This is a genomic window from Nitrospirillum guaranorum, from assembly GCF_034653275.1.
In the GTDB taxonomy this organism is placed as follows: domain Bacteria; phylum Pseudomonadota; class Alphaproteobacteria; order Azospirillales; family Azospirillaceae; genus Nitrospirillum.
This window is the reverse complement of record NZ_JAYEES010000003.1, coordinates 1,138,693-1,157,636: the sequence shown is the minus strand read 5'-3', so window position 1 is coordinate 1,157,636 and position 18,944 is coordinate 1,138,693. Positions and strand designations below refer to the sequence as shown.

Below are 18,944 nucleotides of genomic sequence, written 5' to 3'. Positions count from 1 at the left end.
GAGGGACACCTGCATCGTGGCAGACCATAACGTTCCCAATCCTTGACGTAAAGCGGACAACGCGTCCCAGCACATACCGTTGGGCGCACTGGCCCGCCCGCCGGACCCGCCAGGGTGGCGCAAAAGCGGCCCGGCGCTACAGCCTTGGCGTGCTTGAAGATTCCCGATCCCATCCCCCTTGCCGTCGAAGGGCGGCCTTTCCCCTGGCGATGGCGGCATCGACACGCCATGTTATGGGGGACACGCCCCGCCGGGGTGGCCGATCCCGCCGCCGCCCTGGCTTTTCGGCCCGTTCCTTGGAGTTTCGCGACCATGAGCCTGCTCGCCCAGACCGACGATCTGTTTTTCACCCGGGCCGGACTGGACCGCGCGCGCACCGAATCGATCGTCGCCGACGCGCTGAAGGGCGGCGACGATGGCGAGCTGTTCCTGGAATACGCCCAGTCCGAAGGCGTGTTCTGGGATGACGGCAAACTGAAGAGCGCGTCCTTCGACACCACCCAGGGCTTCGGCCTGCGCTCCGTGGCCGGGGAGACGACGGGCTTCGCCCACGCCTCCACCCTGACGGAGGAGGCGCTGAAGCGCGCGGCCGCCACCGTGCGCACGGTGCAGGCCGGCCATGGCGGCACCTATGCCGAGCCGCCGATGGGCACCAACCGGGCCCTCTACGCCGCCGACAACCCCCTGGCCATCGTGCCGTTCGAGGCCAAGGTGAAGCTGCTGGCCGACATCGACGCCTATGCCCGGGGCCGCGACCCGCGCGTGCGCCAGGTCAGCGCCAGCCTGACCGGCGAGTGGCAGGCGGTGCAGATCATCCGCGCCGACGGCCACCGCGTGGCCGACATCCGCCCGCTGGTGCGCCTGAACGTCTCCGTCGTGGTCGGCGAAGGCGACCGCATGGAGGCCGGCAGCTTCGGCGCCGGCGGCCGCCTGGCCTACGAGCGCTACATGCAGCCGGAAACCTGGCGCCACCATGTCGACGAGGCCTTGCGCCAAGCCCTGGTAAACCTGGCCGCCATTCCGGCGCCAGCGGGCGAGATGCCCGTGGTGCTGGGGCCGGGCTGGTGCGGCGTGCTGCTGCACGAGGCCATCGGCCACGGGCTGGAGGGCGACTTCAACCGCAAGGCCACCTCCGCCTTCTCGTCCCTCATCGGGCAGCGGGTGGCCGCCCCCGGCGTCACCGTGGTGGACGACGGCACGCTGGAGGGCCGCCGCGGTTCCATCACGGTGGATGACGAGGGCACACCCAGCCAGTGCAACACCCTGATCGAGGACGGCGTCCTGGTCGGCTACATGCAGGACCGCATGAACGCCCGGCTGATGGGCGTGAAGCCCACGGGCAACGGCCGCCGCCAGGGCTTCAGCAGCGTGCCCATGCCGCGCATGACCAACACCATGATGCGCTCCGGCGATCGCACCAAGGAGGAGATCCTGGCCTCGGTGAAGCGCGGGCTGTACGCCGTGAACTTCGGCGGCGGTCAGGTGGACATCGTGTCCGGCAAGTTCGTCTTCTCCGCCTCCGAAGCCTATTTGATCGAGGACGGCAAGATCGGCCCGTCGGTGAAGGGCGCCACCCTGATCGGCAACGGTCCGGATGCCTTGACCAAGGTCACCATGATCGGCGACGACAGTTGCCTGGACGAGGGCATCGGCGTCTGCGGCAAGCAGGGGCAGAGCGTGCCGGTGGGCGTCGGCCAGCCGACGCTGCGCATCGACGGCCTGACCGTCGGCGGCACCGCGGCCTGACCGGGGCGACCTGAACCGGACGAGAGGGAGGGCGGCCATGGGCAAGAGCCCGGATGAGATGATGGCCGCCATCCTGCGCAACCTGCCGGCCAAGACCGGCCGGGACGCGGACGCGTGGGCCGCCCTGATCAAGGCGGAGGGGCCGGCCGAGCCCAGGGCCTGCGCCCGCTGGCTGAAGCAGACCCACGGCCTGGGTGGCGCCACCGCCCAGGTGCTGGCGGCCCACGCCCTGGGCGGTATCCACGACCTGACGCCGGATCAGCGGCTGGACAAATTGTATAGAGGGCGGGAGGCCTTGCGCCCCATTGGCGACCGGCTGACCGTCCTGGCCTTGGGCCTGGGCGCGGAGGTCACCAGCATGGTCCTGTCCACCATGGTCTCCTTCAGCGCCAGGTTGAAGTTCGCGGAGGCCAAGCTGGTGGGCAAGGGCCGACTCGACCTGGGCCTGGCCCTGGGCCAGGGCCCCCTGCCCCCAAGCGCCATTCCCCTGATACCGGTCAAGACGGCCGACGCCAGCGACCGCATCACCTACCGCATCCCTTTGGCCTCGGTGGATGACATCACCGAGGAGGTCGCAGCCTGGCTGGCGCGTGCCCATGCCCGTGTCGCGACCCGCGACTGAATTTTCGTCCCCTTCGCGACAGGCCTCCGCCCATGTCCCGCGCCTCGGCACCCGGGACGGCACGGACGAATGGGGGCACCAAGTGAAACCTGTCCGGAATGCCGGCGCGTTAGCCGATCTTTGCGTGTTTTAGCCGTTCCTGCTGCGTGGATGCGTCAGACGCGGGGCTGGATGGAAACCGGTATCAATTTCGCAACGCCCCCGGTTAAAAGACCGGTTGCCCACATCGCCGCAGTGCGCATAAATCCATTTGTTGCGTCGTTGACATCAAACGGAGTTTTTATGCGTCACTATCAGTTATTAGCAGCAACTTTTGGTCTTGCCCTGCTTACGGCCGGTTGCCAGACCCAATCGGATACCACCCAGACGGCCAATGCCGCCGCGCCCAAGGCCGCAGCCCAGCAGCGGTGCGTGAACACGGGCAGTCGCCTGGCCGGCAATTGCAATGACGTCGGCCACGCCGACCCCAAGGATCTGCTGAACCGTCCGTCGGGCACCAAGGTCCCTGGGTCGTAAGACCTCGGGTCACCGATGGAAAGGACGCCACCGGTCTCCGGGGGGAAGCCCGATGGCGTCGATAATAGGGGGGAATCCCCGGCCACAAGCTGGGGCAAATAAGAACACGTGAGGTACAACGGTCTGCTGAATAGCCGGACTCAGTACGCGTATTCGGCGTAGACGCGATCGATATCGCCGCCCCATTCCCCGTTGAACTTGTTCAGCAGTTCCGTGGCCGGCGAAACGCCGCTGTCCACGATGGCCTGCAGCGCGTCCAGGAAGTGGCTTTCGTTGTCGCCCATGCCGGCCAGGCGTGCCCGGTTGTCCAGGCCGCTGCGCGAGATGGCCACCGTCTGGCGCGCCAGGTCCAGGACGGTGCCCTTGCGGAAGGGCGTGTCGAGGCCCAGGCGCGGCACGTTGTTGCGCAGCTGCGCCCGCTCCTCCTCCGTCCAGTCCTTGATCATGTCCCAGGCGGCGTCCAGCGCCGCGGTGTCGTACAGCAGGCCCACCCACAGGGCCGGCAGGGCGCAGAGGCGGGCCCACGGGCCGCCGTCGGCGCCGCGCATCTCCAGGAAGCGCTTCAGCCGTACCTCGGGGAACAGGGTGGTGAGGTGGTCCACCCAGTCGGTGATCAGCGGCCGCTCACCCGGCAGGGCCGGCAGTTCCCCCCTCAGGAAGGCGCGGAAATCCTGCCCCGACGCGTCGATGTACTGGCCGTCGCGATAGACGAAGTACATGGGCACGCCCAGCGCATGGTCGGCGTAGCGCTCAAAGCCGAAGCCATCCTCGAACACGAAGGGCAGGTCGCCACAGCGGTCGGGGTCGGTGTCGGTCCACACATGGCTGCGCAGGCTCTGGAAGCCGTTGGGCTTGCCTTCCTTGAAGGGGCTGTTGGCGAACAAGGCCGTGGCGATGGGTTGCAGCGCCAGGCTGACCCGGAACTTCTTCACCATGTCGGCTTCGGAACTGAAGTCCAGGTTGACCTGCACGGTGGAGGTGCGGGTCATCATGTCCAGGCCCATGGTGCCCTTCTTGGGCATGTAGTCGCGCATGATGCGGTAGCGGCCCTTGGGCATCCACGGGATGTCTTCCCGCTTCCACTTGGGATTGAAGCCCAGGCCGATCATGCCGATGCCGAGGTCGGCGCCAATGGCGCGCACCTGGGCCAAGTGCTCGGAAACCTCGCCACAGGTCTGGTGGATGGTGCTGAGCGGCGCGCCCGACAGTTCGAACTGCCCCCCCGGCTCCAGCGTGATGCTGGCCTGGCCCTTGGTCAGGGCGATGATGTTTTCGCCCTCCGTCACCGGGGTCCAGTCGTAGCGGGTCGCCATCTCGGACAGGATGCGGCCGATGCCCTGCTCGCCCTCATAGGGCAGCGGGCGGTTGTCGCCCAGGCGGAAGGCGAACTTCTCGTGTTCCGTGCCGATGCGCCAGGCATCCGCCGGCTTGTTGCCCTGTTCCAGGTATTCGACCAGCTCGCGGCGGTCGGTGATGGGGGTCCCCGGGCTCTTCGGCGGCGCAGACATCAGGTCGGTCCTTCTTCACTCGGCTTGGGTATAAGGCGCGGGCGGGGGCCAGGAACAGGCTGGCATTCAACGGAACGGCGGGCGCGCGTCCTGCCCTGGGGCGGCGGTCCAGTCGCCCGCCAGCGCCTGCCACAGGGCAAGCACAGCGAAGGCGGCCGTGTCCGCCCGCAGAATGCGTGGACCCAGTCCTACCGGGACAACAAAGGGTGTTTTGGCTAGCTGGTCAAGCTCGCCGGGATGGAGGCCCCCCTCCGGTCCCACAAGGAACGCCGCCGGGCGCCCCGACGCAGTAGCCGCCGTCACAGCCGTGGCCAGGGGCTGGGCCGCGCCCGTCTCCGCCGCCACGAACAGGGTGCGGTCCCGCGTCAGGGGATGGGTGGTCCAGCCGGCCAGCACGGCCGACAAATCGGCCAGGGGGTCGATCACGGGCACGGACAGCCGCTCGCACTGTTCCGCCGCCTCCACCGCGTTGGCGCGCAGGCGGTCCAGGTTCACCCGCGGCACGTCGCCCCGGCGGGTCAGCACGGGGCACAGGCGGGCCACGCCCAGCTCCGTCGCCTTTTCCACCACGTACTCGGTGCGCCCCGCCTTCAACGGCGCGAACAGCAGCCAGACGTCAGGCACCGCCACCGGCGCCCTGGTCTGTTCCAGCAGGGTGATGGTGCCGCCCGACTTGGTCAGCGCCGATATCTCCCCCAGCCATTCGCCCCCCGCCTCGTTGAAGGCCAGCAGCCGGTCACCGGGCGCCTGGCGCAGCACACCGCGCAAATAATGCGCCTGGTCGCCCGACAGCTGCGCCGACTGGCCGGCGGCCAAGGGCGTGTCGACATGCAAGCGGGTGCGGGGGCGGTCGGCCATGGGATCGGTCGCGGAGAAAGGAGGCGGAACGGGAGGGTCTAGATGCGGAACAATCATTCCTTTGTCCATTCTACCATTGAACACTCAAGCATTTTTCAAGGGTCAGCCCGTCCGCCTGAAGGGTGAGCGGCCGCCCTTTCTTGACGGGCAGGTTCCCGCTAAGGTCCCTGCGAACCTCCGAACAAGGCCTCCCCGCATGCCCAGCGAGACCAGCGAAACCATAGGCGCCGGCCATACCGACATCCGCCAGGGCGACTGGATCGACCGGCATTTGCCGCCCCACGCCCGCCCCTACGCCCGGCTGGCGCGGCTGGACCGGCCCATCGGCACCTGGCTGCTGCTGCTGCCGGGGCTGTGGTCCATCGCCCTCGCGGCGGAACCCGGCCACCTGCCCAAGCTGTGGCTGATGCTGCTGTTCGCCGTGGGCTCCGTCGTCATGCGTGGCGCCGGCTGCACCATCAACGACATCATCGACCGCAAGTTCGATGCCCTGGTGGAGCGCACCCGCGTGCGCCCCATCCCCAGCGGCGCCGTCAGCGTGCCCCAGGCCATCGCCTTCCTGATCGCCCAGTGCCTGGTGGGCCTGGGCGTGCTGGTGCAGATGAACCGGGCCACCATCGTCATGGGCGCCGCCTCGCTGGTGCTGGTGGCCACATATCCCCTGATGAAGCGCATCACCTGGTGGCCCCAGGCCTTCCTGGGCCTGACCTTCAACTGGGGCGCCCTGCTGGGCTGGGTGGCGGTGCGGGGCGACCTCGCCTGGCCGCCCGTGCTGCTCTACGCCGGCGGCATCCTGTGGACCCTGGGCTACGACACCATCTACGCCCACCAGGATCGCGAGGACGACGTGAAGGTGGGCGTGAAATCCACCGCCCTGCGCCTGGGTGCGGCCTCCAAGCGCTGGATCCTGGGCTTCTACGCCGGCGCCACGGCGCTGTGGGCGCTGGCCCTGATGACCGCCGGCATCCACCCGCTGGCCCACCTGGGCGTGGCCCTGACCGGCGGCATGCTGTTGCGCCAGGCCTGGCAGTGGCGGCCGCAGGACCCCGCCGACAGCCTCGCCGCCTTCCGCGCCGCCCGCATCGCCGGCTGGGTGCTCCTGGCCAGCATCATCCTGGGCATGGCGGCCGCGTCTTGAGCGAGATGGATCGCGCCGCCTTCATCCGCGCCAACACCACCCCCGAGGCGCCGGCCCTGGTGCCGGAATTGACGCTGCTCACCGCCAGCGAGATCATGCCCCTGTGGCAGGCGACGGAGGCGACGCTGGCGGCCAGGGATTCTGCCGCCCCCCTTCTGGGCCTTCCCTTGGGCCGGCGGCCAGGCCGTCGCCCGCCATGTGCTGGACCATCCGGAGTTGGTGCGCGGCGCCCGCGTGCTGGACTTCGCCGCCGGAAGCGGGCTGATCGCCATCGCCGCCGCCAAGGCGGGCGCCGCCTCCGTCCAGGCGGTGGAGATCGACGCCTACGCCATCGCCGCCATCGCGCTGAACGCCCGGCTGAACGGCGTGGCCGTGACGGCGGTGGAGCGTGACGTGGTGGGCCAGCCCCTGACGGACATCGACGTCGTGCTGGTGGGCGATGTCTGCTACGAGAAGCCGATGGCGGAGCGGGTCATGGCCTGGCTGCGCGCCCTGGCCGGCGACGGGCTGGTGATCCTGATGGGGGATCCCGGCCGTACATACCTGCCGAAGGACGGGCTGGTTCCCCTGGCAACCTATCGCGTGCCGACGACGCTGGAGCTGGAGGACCGCACCCACCGCGACAGCGTCGTCTGGCGGGTGGAGGCTTGACCGGACGGGGCCGCATCCGCTCCTTTACCGCCTGATTCCCTACCCTGGACGTTTCCCCATGCCCTACGCCTCCTTGCGTGAGTTCATCGACCGGCTGGAACAGTCGGGCCGCCTGGTGCGGGTCAAGGCCCCGGTCTCCACCGTGCTGGAGATGACCGAGATCCAGACCCGCCTGCTGGCCGAGGGCGGTCCCGCCGTCCTCTTCGAGAACGTCATCAAGGCGGACGGCACGCCGTCCGAGATGCCAGTGCTGGTCAATCTGTTCGGCACGGTGGAACGGGTGGCCTGGGGCATGGACCGGGAACCGCACCAGCTGCGCGACGTGGGGGAGACGCTGGCCTTCCTGAAGCAGCCGGAGCCGCCGCGCGGCCTGCGCGACGCGTGGGAGATGCTGCCCCTGGTGAAGACCGTCATGGCCATGCGCCCGCGCACGGTAAGCACGGCGCCTTGCCAGGAAGTGGTGCTGACCGGCGACCAGATCGACTTGGGATCCCTGCCCATTCAGAGCTGCTGGCCGGGGGAGCCGGCGCCCCTGATCACCTGGCCCCTGGTGGTGACGCAAGGCCCCACCGCCAACGACCGGAACGGCATGGCGGAGGACCGCTTCAACCTGGGCATCTACCGCATGCAGGTGCTGGGGCGGGACCGCACCATCATGCGCTGGCTGAAGCACCGCGGCGGGGCGCAGCACCATCACCGCTGGAAGGCCGCCGGCAAGCGCGAGCCCCTGCCCGCCGCCGTGGTGCTGGGCGCCGACCCCGGCACCATCCTGGCCGCCGTTACCCCCGTGCCGGAGACGCTGTCGGAATACCAGTTCGCCGGCATGCTGCGCGGCAAGAAGGTGGACCTGGTCGACTGCAAGACCGTGCCGCTGAAGGTGCCGGCCCAGGCCGAGATCGTCCTGGAGGGCTACGTCTCGCTGGACGAGTACGCGGACGAGGGCCCCTACGGCGACCACACCGGCTATTACAACTCGGTGGAAAAGTTCCCCGTCTTCCAGGTCACGGCCATCACCATGCGCCGCGACCCCATCTACCTCTCCACCTTCACCGGCCGGCCGCCGGACGAGCCCTCGGTGCTGGGCGAATCCCTGAACGAGGTCTTCATCCCCCTGCTGCGCCAGCAGTTCCCGGAGATCATCGATTTCTGGCTGCCGCCGGAGGGCTGTTCCTACCGCATCGCCGTCGTCTCGATGCGCAAGGCCTACCCGGGCCATGCCAAGCGGGTGATGATGGGCGTGTGGTCCTTCCTGCGGCAGTTCATGTACACCAAGTGGGTGATCGTCGTGGACGACGACATCAACGCGCGCGACTGGAAGGACGTGATGTGGGCGGTGTCCACCCGCATGGACCCGGCGCGCGACATCACCGTCATCGAGGGCACGCCCATCGACTACCTGGACTTCGCCAGCCCCGAGTCCGGATTGGGCGGCAAGGTCGGCCTGGACGCCACCAACAAGCTGCCCCCCGAAACCCACCGCGAATGGGGCGAGAAGATCGCCATGGACCAGGGCATGGTGGAGGAGGTCAGCCGCAAGTGGGCCAGCTACGGCCTGCCGGGAAGCGGCAAGCCGATCTGGCGGAAGTGAGGCTTCCGCTGGCGCGGCGGCGGCGTGTCGCATATGCTGGGGGCATGGCTGAAACCGTCATCCGCACGACCGTCGACAGGCTGTCGCACGACCTCGCGCCCTTCGCCGGCAACCGCCGCGTCGAAGTGAGGGTTATTGACGCGACGGAAGAAGAAGCGGAGGCCCATGTCCGGGCGATACTTCAGGCCAGGGCGACCGATGGTCAGGCCCCCATTCCGGCAGAACAGGTGTTCGCCGATTTGAAGGCCCGCCTTTCCGCCATGAAGACGGCACAGGCTCGCTAAGGTTCATGCCAAGGGCGTTCTTTCATCCCTTGGCCGAACAAGACCTGCAAGACATTGCTCTTTTCATTGCGCAGGACGATGTGGACCGCGCCCTCGCCTTCGTTGAGGAACTCGAAAGCGTTTGCCGGAGACGCGCGCTTTTTCCAGCGGCGGGCACAGCGTGCCACCACCTGCTACCGGGCACCCGCCGCTTTCCTTACAAAAACTACGTGATCTATTACCGGACCATCCCCGGCGCCAACGCCATTGAAATCCTGCATATCCTTCATGGCGCCCGCAACCATGAGCGGGTGATGCAGGAGGAACATCACGGCCATTGATCCGCCTCGATATCCCGGATCGCCGCCGCCAACCACATGACCGTCGCCGCATCCGTCTCCCGCGCGCCGGGCTGGACGAAGCCGAAGTGCAGCAGGTGCTGGTCCACCACCGCCGGGGCCATGCCGCAGGAGGCGTGGACCTCGGTCACGCCGGTCTGGCGGATAAGGTCGACGGCGTTGTCGGGGGTGACACCGCTGCCGGCCATGATGCTGATGCGGCCCTGGGCATGCTCCACCAGCTCGGCGATGGTCTCCGCCCCCTCCACCGCCGTGCGGGCGCAGCCGGAGGTCAACACCCGCTCGAAGCCCAGCTCGATGGCGATGTCCAGCGCCTCGATGGGGTCGGGGGTCAGGTCGATGGCGCGATGCAGGGTCAGGCCCAGGCCGCCGGCGCGGTCCACCAGGATGGACAGGGCGGCCGCGTCCAGTTCACCGCTGGGCAGGCTGGCGCCCAGCACGACGCCGGGCAGGCCCAGGGCCCGCACGGTGTCGATATCGTCGCCCATGACGTCCAGGTCGGCGGGGCCATAGACGAAGTCGCCCGGCCGGGGGCGGATCATGGCGTAGGCGGGTCGCCCGCTGGCCGCCGCCAGCGCCATCAGCCCGCGCGACGGCGTGAGGCCGCCCACCACCAGGGCGGCGCACAGCTCCAGTCGGTCGGCGCCCCCCTTGATGGCGGCGGCCACCCCCGCCGGGCTGTCAACGCACACCTCAAGCCTTACGCAATTCGTTTCCGCCCGGGTCATGCCCGCAGTCCCCCTCAAGCCTTGTTCCGTTCCCATCATCGGGCGGCCCCCCGGGCGCCCAGGATGGCCGCGCCCAGCATGCCGGCCGCCCCGCCCAGCGCCGTCGGCACCAGCAGCGGACCCCCGGTGCGGCGCAGGATACGGGCCCGCACCGCCTGGTCCAACGCCGAAACGAGGGCGGCATCGGATGACAGGCCGCCACCCACAGGCACCAGGCCGGCGCCCACGGCGTTCACCACCACCGCCAGGGGATCGGCCACCAGGTCGACATAGATGTCCATCGTGCGCGTGGCGTCGCGGTCGCCGGCGTGCCACGCCGCCGTCAGCGCCTGGCTGTCCAGCCGCACGCCGTGCAGGGCCTGGTGCAGGCGCTCCAGCCCCCTGGCGCCGCCGATGGTGTCGACGCAGCCCGCCTGGCCGCAGCCGCAGGGCAGGCGAGGCAGGGTGACGCTGGGGTCGCCCGCCACCTGCTTCACCACCGGCCCGTGGCCCCACTCCCCGGCGCCCGGCACCAGGCGGCCGTCCACCACCAGGCCGCCGCCCACGCCGGTGCCCAGGATGATGCCGAAGACGGTGTCCTGGCCGCGCGCCGCCCCCACCGTCGCCTCCGCCAGGACGAAGCAGGCGGCGTCGTTGCCCACCACCACGGGCCGGCCCAGCGCCGCCGTCAGGTCGGCCACCAGGGGCGTGCCCGTCAGGCAGGGGATGTTGGCGCAGCTGGCCAGCCCCGTCGCCGGATCGATGTCCCCGGCCAGCGCCAAGGCCACCGGCGCGTCCAGCGGGCCTGGCGCCTGATGGATGAGACCGGCCAGCGCCTGGACGAAGGCGGCGCGGTCACGCGCCGGCGTCGGCACCCGCCCGACACGGGTCAGCGCCCCTGTCACCGCGACATCTGTACTGGCTGTCCCCAGGGAAATGTATGACCCGCCGATATCGAAACAGTATATCAAGATTGAAATCTTCTTTCGTTAAAGCGCCCGGTTTTAAAGATATCGGCCGCGTTACCGGCGTTGGGAAAGATATGGGGAGTGCTGGGATGGATGGGACCGGAACCGACAAGCCGTGCGCGCCCCTTCCGGCCAACCCCACCATCAGCGACGTGGCCGAACGGGCCGGCGTGTCGCGAGCGGTGGCGTCCCGGGCGCTGTCCGACGAACAGCGGCCCGTTTCGGCGGAGAAAAAGGCGCGCGTGCTGCAGGCGGCGCAGGAGCTGGGCTTCCGCCCCAACCTGCTGGCCCGCAGCCTGACCACCAAAAGCGTCAACTTGGTGGCTGTCGTCGTCAACCATATCCATGACCTGAGCGACCTGGATCTGTTCGATCCCCTGCTGGCCGCCGTGCAGAACATAGGCAAGCAGGTGATTTTCATCCGGGTGGGCTCCAGCGACCGGGTGGAGTCCTTCCTGCGCACCGGTGTCGCCTATCACGTCGACGCCGCCATCGTCTTTTCCGATTTCGCCGACGCCGCCACCGCCCGCACCCTGTTCCGCAGCGACCAGGTGCTGATGCTGAACGGCCGGCACGACCACGAGTCCCCGGCCGTCATCCCGGATGAGCGGGTGGGCGTCACCGAGGCCGTGACCCACGCGGCGCGCCAGGGCGTGAAGAGCGCCGCCCTGGTCACGGGCCGCCTCACGTCCGTGCTGGAGCAGGCGCGCATCCGTTTGTACCAGGCGGCCCTGGCGGCCCAGGGCATCCGGCTGACGGCCAGCCTGCAGGGCGACTATTCCTACGCCAGCGGCCACAAGGCGGGGGAGGAACTGGCGCTCACACCCCGGCCGGACGCCATCTTCTGCACCTCCGACGCCATGGCCATGGGCGTGCTGGACCGCCTGCGGGCGGACTTCCCCCAGGGCCGCGCCACCACCACGCGTCTGTACGGCTTCGACAACCTGTCGCTGACGGATTTCGACGCCTATCCCATTTCCTCCATCGGCTATGACAAGCAGGCCTATGTGGCGGCGGTCATCGCCGTGCTGACCGGTGCCGCCACCGGCCCCTGGCCCCTGACCCTGCCCACGCGCTTCCATCCCCGGCTGACGGGCTAATCGGCCGACAGCGCCGGGACGGCCGCGTCCCGGCCCCACCATTTGCGGTAGTTGGCCTCATATGCCCCGGACTTGATGTAGTCGGCGACGAAGCCGTTCAGCCAGCGCAGGAATTCCGGATCACCCTGGGCCAGGCCGATGGCGATGGGCGCGTTGGAATAGAGGTCGGGCAATATCTTCAGGGTGGGATAGACGCTGGCCAGATAGTCCATCATGGACGAGTCCTCGATGCCGGCGTCCACCCGCCGCTGCACCAGCAGCAGCACGCCGTCGGGCGCGAAGGTGTCGGTGTGGACCAGCTTCGCCCCCGGCACCGCCTGGCGCAGGAAGGTCTCCCCCGTGGTGCTGCGGCCCACCACCACCCTCTTGCCCGCCAAATCCGACAGCTGCTCGATGCCGGCGCTTTTCTGGACGATGACGCGCAGGCCCGCGCGGTTGTAGGGGATGGTGAAGGCGATGGTCTTGGCGCGTTCCGCCGTGGCCGTCAGATTGGCCACCGCCACGTCGATCTGGCCCGACACCAGCATGCTGACCCGGGCGTCGCCGGAGACGTCGGTGTATTCCACCCGCACCCCCAGCTTGTCCGCCAGGCGCTTGGCCACATCGACGTCATAGCCGGCGGGCGCGTTGCGGTCGTCACGGAAGCCCACCGGCTCGCCGCCCAGCGACACCCCCACGCGCAGCACGCCGCGCTGGCGGATATCCTCCAGCTTGCCGGCCCAGGCGGGCGTCACGAGCAGAAGGGCGGCGAGCATGGGCAACAGCCTGCGCGGCATGGCGGCGGCCTCCTCAAACGACGCGGGCGACGCGTTCTTCCGGCGCCGGCAGCGACGGATCCCAGTACAAGTAACGGATGGCGGGGCCGCAGCGGAAACTGACCACCTCATGGTTGCCGTGGGCGTCCAGCGCGTGGATGACCACGCCGGCCAGGAAGCCCTCGCGCAACTCGGCCAGGTCCGCCGCCGCCAGGTCCACCGCCTCGCGCAGGGATTTGCCCAATTGCAGGGCCAGGACGATGGCGCGGGCGGTGCCGCAGCGCACCGTCATCTCCCCTGTGTGGGTGCAGGCGGCGGCGCCGAAGCGGCTGTCGGCGTAGAAGCCGGCGCCGGCGATGGGCGAATCGCCCAGACGGCCGGGGTACTTCCACGCCCAGCCCGAGGTGCTGGTGGCCGCGTGCAGGTCGCCGCCCGCATCCCGGCCCAGGAAGACGGTGGTGTCGCGCACCCGCTCGGGATCGGTGATGGCGCGGCTGAGCGGCGCCAGCGGGATGTTGGGGAAGGCGGCGATGTCGCCGGGCGGCAGCTCCTTCTCCAACCGCTCCCACCACACCCGGCGCGACTCCTCCAGCAGCGTCGGTTCCACGTCGAACCCGCACTCCAGGGCGAAGCGGCGGGCCCCGTCGCCGGTCAGCAGGGTGTGGGGCAGGCGGCGCATGACCTGCAAGGCCACGGCGCTGGCCGGGATGACGTCGCGCAACGCCCCCACGGCCCCCACCTGGCGGGTGCCGCCGTCCATGACGCCGGCGTCGAATTCCATTTCCCCCAGCATGTTGGGCCACCCGCCGTAGCCGACACTGCGCACCGTCGCCTCACGCTCCACCCGCGCGATGCCAGCCACCAGCGGGTCGGGGCCCCGCTCCCCAGCCCTCAGGCGGTCGACGGTGGTTTGGAATCCGGGCCAAGCCTCGGAATTTGCGATCAACATCATGCGGGCATCTCGGCAACGGGGGCGGCGGGCGCCGTGCTTGACGGCGCCATCTTGGACAGGAATTGATGGATGCGCGGATGGGCCAAGCCCCCGTCCACGGCGAAGAACTGGTCCGTGGGCAGGTCGACGATCAGGCGCCCCTGGTCCAGGAAGACGATGCGGGTGGAGATGCGGCGGGCGAACTCCACCTCGTGCGTCACGAACAGCATGGTGGTTCCTTGCGTGGCGAGCCGGCCCAGGATGGCCAGCACCTCGGCCGTCATCTCCGGATCCAGGGCGCTGGTCACTTCATCCAGCAGCAGGTAGCGCGGGTTCATGGCCAGCGCCCGGCAAATGCCCACGCGCTGGCGCTGCCCGCCCGACAGCTGACCGGGATAGGAATTGGCCTTGCCCGCCAGCCCCACGCTGGCCAACAGGGCGCGGGCCTGCCCTTCCACCTCCGCCTTCGGGCGCTTCAGCACCAGTTCCGGCGCCAGGGTCAGGTTCCGCAGCACCGTCATGTGGGGGTAGAGGTTGAACAGCTGGAAGACCGTAGCCGACAGGCGGCGCGCCTGCGCCAGCTGGCGCGGGTCGGCCACGTCCAGCCCATCCACGCTGATGCGGCCGCCGTCCAGCGTCTCCAACCCGTTGACGCAGCGGATCAGCGTGCTTTTGCCCGACCCGCTGGACCCCAGGATGGTGACCACCTCGCCCGGCGCCACCGTCAGGCTGACGCCGTCCAGCACCGTGTGGGCGCCGAAGCGCTTGACCACGCCCTCCACCGCTATCATCCCGCCCTCTCCCCCACCCTAAAGGCCCAGCGGCGGCGCATGGGCCCGCAGCCGCCGCTCCCACCGATTGCCCAGCAGCGTCAGCGTCTTGGCCGCCGCGAAATACAGCGCGCCCACGATGGCCCACACGGCGAAGGGCCGCAGGGTGCGCAGGTTCAGGATGTCGCCGGCCTTGGTCAGGTCGATCACGCCGATGACGGAGACCAGCGAGGTCACCTGCAGCTGGTTGACCGCCAGGCCCACCAGCGGCGCCACGGCGAAGGCCGCCGCCTGGGGCCCCAGGATGTGGCGCACCAGCTGGGCGCGGCTGAGACCGAAGGCGCGCGCGGCCTCCACCTGCTCACGCCCCACGGCGTCCAGACCGGCCACGGCGATGAAATAGACGAAGGCCGCCGTGTTGGCCGACAGGGTCAGGCCGGCGGCGAAGACAGGCGTCAGTGGCTGGTGGATCAAGGCCGGCACGCCGAAGAAGACCAGGAACAACTGCACCAGCACGGGGGAATTGCGCAGCAGTTCCAGGGCGGTGTGCAGCAGGGCGCCCAGCGCCGGTACGCGGAAGTGGCGCACCACGGCGGCGGCGGAACCCAGGACCAGCCCAATGAGGAAGGTGCCGACGAACAGGCCCAGGCTGACGCCCAGGCCTTGGGCCAGCAAGGCGCCGTCATGCCAGGTGAAGCCCGCGTGCCGCATCAGGCCCATCCCCCCGCCGCCCGGTTGGCCGCCCTCTTGGGGGCGCCATTGGCGGTCATGTGCCGGTTCAGGCGCCGGTGCAGGGCATCGATGCCCAGGGACAGGGCGTAGGTCAGGCCGGCGTAGGCGGCCAGCAGGAAGGCGTAGACCTCGAACGGGCGATAGGTTTCCGACGCCACGCCCCGCGCCGTGCCCGTCACCTCATCCAACGTGATCATGGAGAGGATGGAGGAGCTGAGCACCAGGTTCACGAAGACGGAGCCCAGGGGCCGCAGGGCGGTGCGCAGGGCGATGGGCAGGATGATACGGCGGATGATGGCCGAGCGTGACAGGCCGCTGACCTTCGCGGCCTCCACCACCCCGGGCTCGATCGCCAGGATGCCGCTGCGCACCACGTCGCTGCCATAGGCGCCGCCCACCAGGCCCAGCGCCAGCACGCCCGTCCAGAAGGCGTCGATGTAAACGCCCACCTCCGGCAGGCCGTAGAACAGGAAGAAGACCTGCACCACGAAGGGCACGTTGCGGAACACATCGACATAGAGGCGCGCCAGCCGCCCCGCCCAACCGCCCCCCACGGCCAGCAGGCCCAGCGCCATGGCCAGCGCGAAGGCGGCGGCGATTCCCAGCGCGCAGACCTCCGCCGTCAGCAGGGCGCCCGCCAGCAAGGTGTCCAGATGGGGCGTCAGCACCGTGATGTCGAAGGGCAAGGGCGGTCCCTGGATGGTGAAATCGGTTTCAGTTGCGGGAGCGTATCACCCGCGCCGCATCCATTACCATGGGGAATCCCCATCGCCGACGCCAGAAAAGAAACAGGGCCGCAAGGTTGGCGCCCGCGGCCCTGCAAGGTTGATGGACTACTTCCGGGAAGAAACCCGAAAGGTTGACCGAACGAACCGGGGCGGCAGATCCCCGTAGTGGTCCATTCGACCGACCGAATGCGTCAGGCGGGGCAGCCTTCGCGCATTGGCCAGGGAAACCTAGCCCTGGTCGGTAACAAACGGATGTCACTTGTTGATAGGCTAAGAAACAAATCGTTGCAATTGTGCTTTCAGTTACCTTTCAGAAACATTTCCGGCCGTGGACGGCCTTTTCCCCATCGCGCCAACGCCCTCACCCAAGGTCAGGCTTCCCCCGGGCCCCCGCGACCTGGCAAGCTGGCGGCGAATACCCACATGTGGCCTTGCCCCTTTGGTTCGCCCTGGGGGACCGTGACCTGAGCCTGGAGCCTGCGCACCCATGCCCCCCCTGCCCCCCGACGCCACCGCCGCCGGCATCCTGGACGACCTGCTGACCCTGGCGCGCAAGGCCGGCGCCGACGCCGCCGACGCCCTGCTGGTGGATAGCGCCGCCATGTCCATGAGCCAGCGCCTGGGCAAGCCGGAGGAGGTGCAGCGCGCCGAATCGGGCGACCTGGGCTTGCGCGTTTTCGTGGGCAAGCGGCAGGCCATCGTCTCCTCCACCGACCGCAGCCCGGCGCTGCTGAAGGAACTGGCGGAGCGGGCGGTGGCCATGGCCCGCCTGGTGCCGGAGGATGAGTTCTGCGGCCTGGCCGATCCCGACAGCCTGGCCCGCGATTGGCCGGACCTGGACCTGTGCGACCCGTCCGAACCGGTGGCCGAGGATTTGCTGGCCCAGATCGCGGAGCTGGAGGAGACGGCGCTGGCCGTACCCGGGGTCAGCAATTCCGAGGGGGCGGACGCCGGCTGGTCGCGCTCCACCGTCACGCTCGCCGCCAGCAACGGCTTTTCCGGCGGCTACAGCGTCAGCCGCCGCAGCCTGTCCGTCTCCGTCCTGGCCGGCAGCGGCACGGGCATGGAGCGGGACTACGACTATCATTCCGCCATCTATGCCGGCGATCTGGAATCGCCTGTCACCATCGGCCGCCGCGCCGGTGAGCGGGTGGTGGCCCGCCTGAATCCGCGCAAGGTGGCGACCCAGGCCGTGCCGGTGGTGTTCGACCCGCGCGTGGCCGGCGGCCTGGTCAGTCCCCTGCTGGGCGCCATCTCCGGCGCCGCCATCGCGCGGGGCACCAGCTTCCTGAAGGACAAGATGGGCCAGGCGGTGTTCGCGCCCGGCATCACCATCGTCGAGGACCCGCACATCCGCCGGGGCCTGCGCTCCAAGCCCTTCGACGCCGAGGGGCAGGCCAACACCCGCCGCAACCTGATCGACGGCGGCGTGCTGACCACCTGGCTGCTGGACTGCCGCTCCGCCCGCCAGCTGGGCCTGGCCTCCACCGGCCACGCATCGCGCGGCACCGGCGGCCCGCCCGGCCCCAGCGCCACCAACGTCTACCTAGCGCCGGGCGAGGAAACGCCGGAGCAGCTGCTGGCCGACATCCGCCAGGGCTTCTACGTCACCTCGCTGATGGGCAGCGGCGTCAACGGCATCACCGGCGACTACAGCCGGGGCGCCTCGGGCTTCTGGATCGAGGATGGCAAGATCGCCTACCCGGTGGCCGAGATCACCATCGCCGGCAACCTGAAGGACATGTATCTGACCCTGCGGCCGGCCAACGACCTGGAATTCCGCCACGGCGTGGACAGCCCCACCCTGCGGGTGGAAGGCATGACGGTGGCCGGCACCTGACGTGGGCTGGCAATCTTGCGGCGCTCTCGGCTAAGTTACCGGTAACAGAAACGGAACAGCCTTGAGGGAGGCAGCCCCCATGACCTTCACCCTGAACCGCCGCGGCCTGGCCCTGGCCGCCATGGCCGGTGCGGTGCTGGCGCGATCCGCGAAAGCGGATGGCACGCCCGCCACCGACTTGGTGCGCCTCTCGCGCCAGCATCGCGATCCGGACGTGCTGCTGCCGCTGTGGCCCGGCACGCCGCCGGGGGGCGAGGGCGTGACCGTGAAGGACGTGGTCATCGACCATGGGTCCGCGGGCGGCCCGCCCGACCGCTCGGCGGATGGCGTGGGCACACCCACCCTGGCCTTCTTCCGCAGCGCCAGCCCAGGACCGCGCGCCACCATCCTGGTCATCCCCGGCGGCGGCTATTCCAGCGTCTGGTTCGACAAGGAAGGCTATGAGATCGCCCGCTGGCTGAACTCCACCGGCCTGCACGCCGCCGTCCTGACCTATCGCCTGCCGGCGGAAGGTTGGAAGAACGGTGCGGACGTGCCGCTGCAGGATGCGCAGCGCGCCATGCGCCTGCTGCGCGCCAAGGCCAAGGCCTGGGCGGTGGATGGCGGCCGCATCGGCATCATCGGCTTTTCCGCCGGCGGCCACCTGGCCGCCAGCCTGCTCACCCGCCATGACGCCGCCGTGTACACGCCCGTGGACGAGGCCGACAAGCTGCCGGCCGGCCCCCAGCTGGCCTGCCTGGCCTATCCCGTCATCTCGATGGACGAGTCGCTGACGCATCCGGGGTCGCGCCAGCACCTGCTGGGCAATAGCCCGTCGGCCGAGCAGGTGAGGGCCTATTCGCCGGATCAGATTGTGCGCGCCGGCGCCTGCCCCACCTTCCTGTTCCACGCCGCCGATGACGACGCCGTGCCGGTGGGCAACAGCCTGGCCATGTTCCAGGCCCTGCGCCGCCAGAACGTGGCGACCGAGATGCACATCTTCGAATCCGGCGGCCACGGCTTCGCCATCCGCGACACGCCGGGGCGCCCCGCCGAACCCTGGCCCGACCTGTATCGGCGGTGGTTGGGCCGGCATGGGTTCGCGTGAGTTTTCGTTCGCCCTCAGGCGCCGGGCGCGGCCCACAGCGGCATGAGGATGGACCTCATGCCGCTGATTGGTCCTGA

The 18,944-nt window shown here is 69.5% G+C and carries 20 protein-coding genes; 11 read left to right on the top strand and 9 right to left on the bottom strand.

The window, feature by feature from the left end; all coding sequences use genetic code 11:
* Positions 1-312: 312 nt before the first annotated feature.
* From tldD to UAJ10_RS14190, 3 genes are all read left to right on the top strand, one after another.
* Complete coding sequence (tldD, locus tag UAJ10_RS14200; RefSeq protein WP_322915948.1) at positions 313-1,746, top strand: metalloprotease TldD; 1,434 nt, start codon at positions 313-315, stop codon at positions 1,744-1,746.
* A 37-nt stretch (positions 1,747-1,783) separates the two neighbouring features.
* Complete coding sequence (locus UAJ10_RS14195; protein WP_322915947.1) at positions 1,784-2,368, top strand: DUF5655 domain-containing protein; 585 nt, start codon at positions 1,784-1,786, stop codon at positions 2,366-2,368.
* Positions 2,369-2,539: 171 nt separating this feature from the next.
* Positions 2,540-2,884, top strand: coding sequence for a hypothetical protein (locus tag UAJ10_RS14190; protein WP_322915946.1), 345 nt, complete (start codon positions 2,540-2,542; stop codon positions 2,882-2,884).
* A gap of 140 nt (positions 2,885-3,024) precedes the next feature.
* On the opposite strand, the gene UAJ10_RS14185 is transcribed toward UAJ10_RS14190, so the two are convergent.
* Positions 3,025-4,392, bottom strand: a complete 1,368-nt coding sequence (locus UAJ10_RS14185; protein ID WP_322915945.1) for a glutamate--cysteine ligase — start codon at positions 4,390-4,392, stop codon at positions 3,025-3,027.
* 66 nt (positions 4,393-4,458) lie between these two features.
* Positions 4,459-5,250, bottom strand: coding sequence for a 16S rRNA (uracil(1498)-N(3))-methyltransferase (locus tag UAJ10_RS14180; protein WP_322915944.1), 792 nt, complete (start codon positions 5,248-5,250; stop codon positions 4,459-4,461).
* 196 nt (positions 5,251-5,446) lie between these two features.
* Here UAJ10_RS14180 and ubiA point away from each other — a divergent pair, with 196 nt between their 5' ends.
* The 5 genes from ubiA (at position 5,447) to UAJ10_RS14155 (ending at position 9,231) form a co-directional block, all read left to right on the top strand.
* Positions 5,447-6,388, top strand: a complete 942-nt coding sequence (gene ubiA, locus UAJ10_RS14175) for a 4-hydroxybenzoate octaprenyltransferase (protein ID WP_322915943.1) — start codon at positions 5,447-5,449, stop codon at positions 6,386-6,388.
* 198 nt (positions 6,389-6,586) lie between these two features.
* Entirely contained in the window at positions 6,587-7,039 is a 453-nt protein-coding gene (locus UAJ10_RS14170) for a class I SAM-dependent methyltransferase (RefSeq protein WP_416235366.1), read from the top strand.
* A 58-nt stretch (positions 7,040-7,097) separates the two neighbouring features.
* A complete protein-coding gene (locus tag UAJ10_RS14165) occupies positions 7,098-8,627 on the top strand; it encodes a UbiD family decarboxylase (RefSeq protein ID WP_322915942.1) in 1,530 nt (509 codons plus the stop codon).
* A 44-nt stretch (positions 8,628-8,671) separates the two neighbouring features.
* Positions 8,672-8,911: a hypothetical protein gene (locus UAJ10_RS14160; protein WP_322915941.1), complete on the top strand. Its 240-nt coding sequence runs from the start codon at positions 8,672-8,674 to the stop codon at positions 8,909-8,911.
* Between the two features lie 29 nt (positions 8,912-8,940).
* The gene (locus tag UAJ10_RS14155) at positions 8,941-9,231 is read left to right on the top strand and encodes a type II toxin-antitoxin system RelE/ParE family toxin (RefSeq protein WP_322915940.1); all 291 of its coding nucleotides are present in this window, start codon (positions 8,941-8,943) and stop codon (positions 9,229-9,231) included.
* Here the strand turns inward: UAJ10_RS14155 and UAJ10_RS14150 are convergent.
* Entirely contained in the window at positions 9,219-9,941 is a 723-nt protein-coding gene (locus UAJ10_RS14150; protein WP_322915939.1) for a copper homeostasis protein CutC, read from the bottom strand. The two genes, UAJ10_RS14155 and UAJ10_RS14150, sit on opposite strands and share 13 nt — an antisense overlap.
* Positions 9,942-10,012: 71 nt before the next feature.
* Entirely contained in the window at positions 10,013-10,927 is a 915-nt protein-coding gene (locus UAJ10_RS14145) for an ROK family protein (protein WP_322915938.1), read from the bottom strand.
* A gap of 86 nt (positions 10,928-11,013) precedes the next feature.
* On the opposite strand from UAJ10_RS14145, the gene UAJ10_RS14140 reads away from it, so the two are divergent.
* Positions 11,014-12,024 carry a LacI family DNA-binding transcriptional regulator gene (locus UAJ10_RS14140; RefSeq protein WP_322915937.1) on the top strand — a complete coding sequence of 337 codons (1,011 nt, stop codon included), beginning with the start codon at positions 11,014-11,016 and terminating at the stop codon, positions 12,022-12,024.
* Here UAJ10_RS14140 and UAJ10_RS14135 read toward each other — a convergent pair.
* Genes UAJ10_RS14135 through UAJ10_RS14115 form a run of 5 tightly spaced genes read right to left on the bottom strand, consistent with a single transcriptional unit; the run spans position 12,021 to position 15,898 of the window.
* On the bottom strand, positions 12,021-12,800 hold the full coding sequence (locus tag UAJ10_RS14135) for a transporter substrate-binding domain-containing protein (RefSeq protein ID WP_322915936.1): 780 nt from the start codon (positions 12,798-12,800) through the stop codon (positions 12,021-12,023). The genes UAJ10_RS14140 and UAJ10_RS14135 overlap by 4 nt on opposite strands.
* Before the next feature lie 13 nt (positions 12,801-12,813).
* Positions 12,814-13,731: an isoaspartyl peptidase/L-asparaginase gene (locus UAJ10_RS14130; RefSeq protein WP_322915935.1), complete on the bottom strand. Its 918-nt coding sequence runs from the start codon at positions 13,729-13,731 to the stop codon at positions 12,814-12,816.
* Positions 13,728-14,501 carry an amino acid ABC transporter ATP-binding protein gene (locus UAJ10_RS14125; protein WP_322915934.1) on the bottom strand — a complete coding sequence of 258 codons (774 nt, stop codon included), beginning with the start codon at positions 14,499-14,501 and terminating at the stop codon, positions 13,728-13,730. Before UAJ10_RS14125 ends, UAJ10_RS14130 begins: the two co-directional genes overlap by 4 nt.
* A gap of 18 nt (positions 14,502-14,519) precedes the next feature.
* Positions 14,520-15,191, bottom strand: a complete 672-nt coding sequence (locus UAJ10_RS14120) for an amino acid ABC transporter permease (protein WP_322915933.1) — start codon at positions 15,189-15,191, stop codon at positions 14,520-14,522.
* The gene (locus UAJ10_RS14115; protein WP_322915932.1) at positions 15,191-15,898 is read right to left on the bottom strand and encodes an amino acid ABC transporter permease; all 708 of its coding nucleotides are present in this window, start codon (positions 15,896-15,898) and stop codon (positions 15,191-15,193) included. Before UAJ10_RS14115 ends, UAJ10_RS14120 begins: the two co-directional genes overlap by 1 nt.
* Positions 15,899-16,427: 529 nt before the next feature.
* Between UAJ10_RS14115 and UAJ10_RS14110 the strand changes: the two genes are divergently transcribed.
* Positions 16,428-17,780: a TldD/PmbA family protein gene (locus UAJ10_RS14110; RefSeq protein ID WP_322915931.1), complete on the top strand. Its 1,353-nt coding sequence runs from the start codon at positions 16,428-16,430 to the stop codon at positions 17,778-17,780.
* A 79-nt stretch (positions 17,781-17,859) separates the two neighbouring features.
* Positions 17,860-18,867, top strand: a complete 1,008-nt coding sequence (locus UAJ10_RS14105; RefSeq protein ID WP_322915930.1) for an alpha/beta hydrolase — start codon at positions 17,860-17,862, stop codon at positions 18,865-18,867.
* Positions 18,868-18,944: the final 77 nt, after the last annotated feature.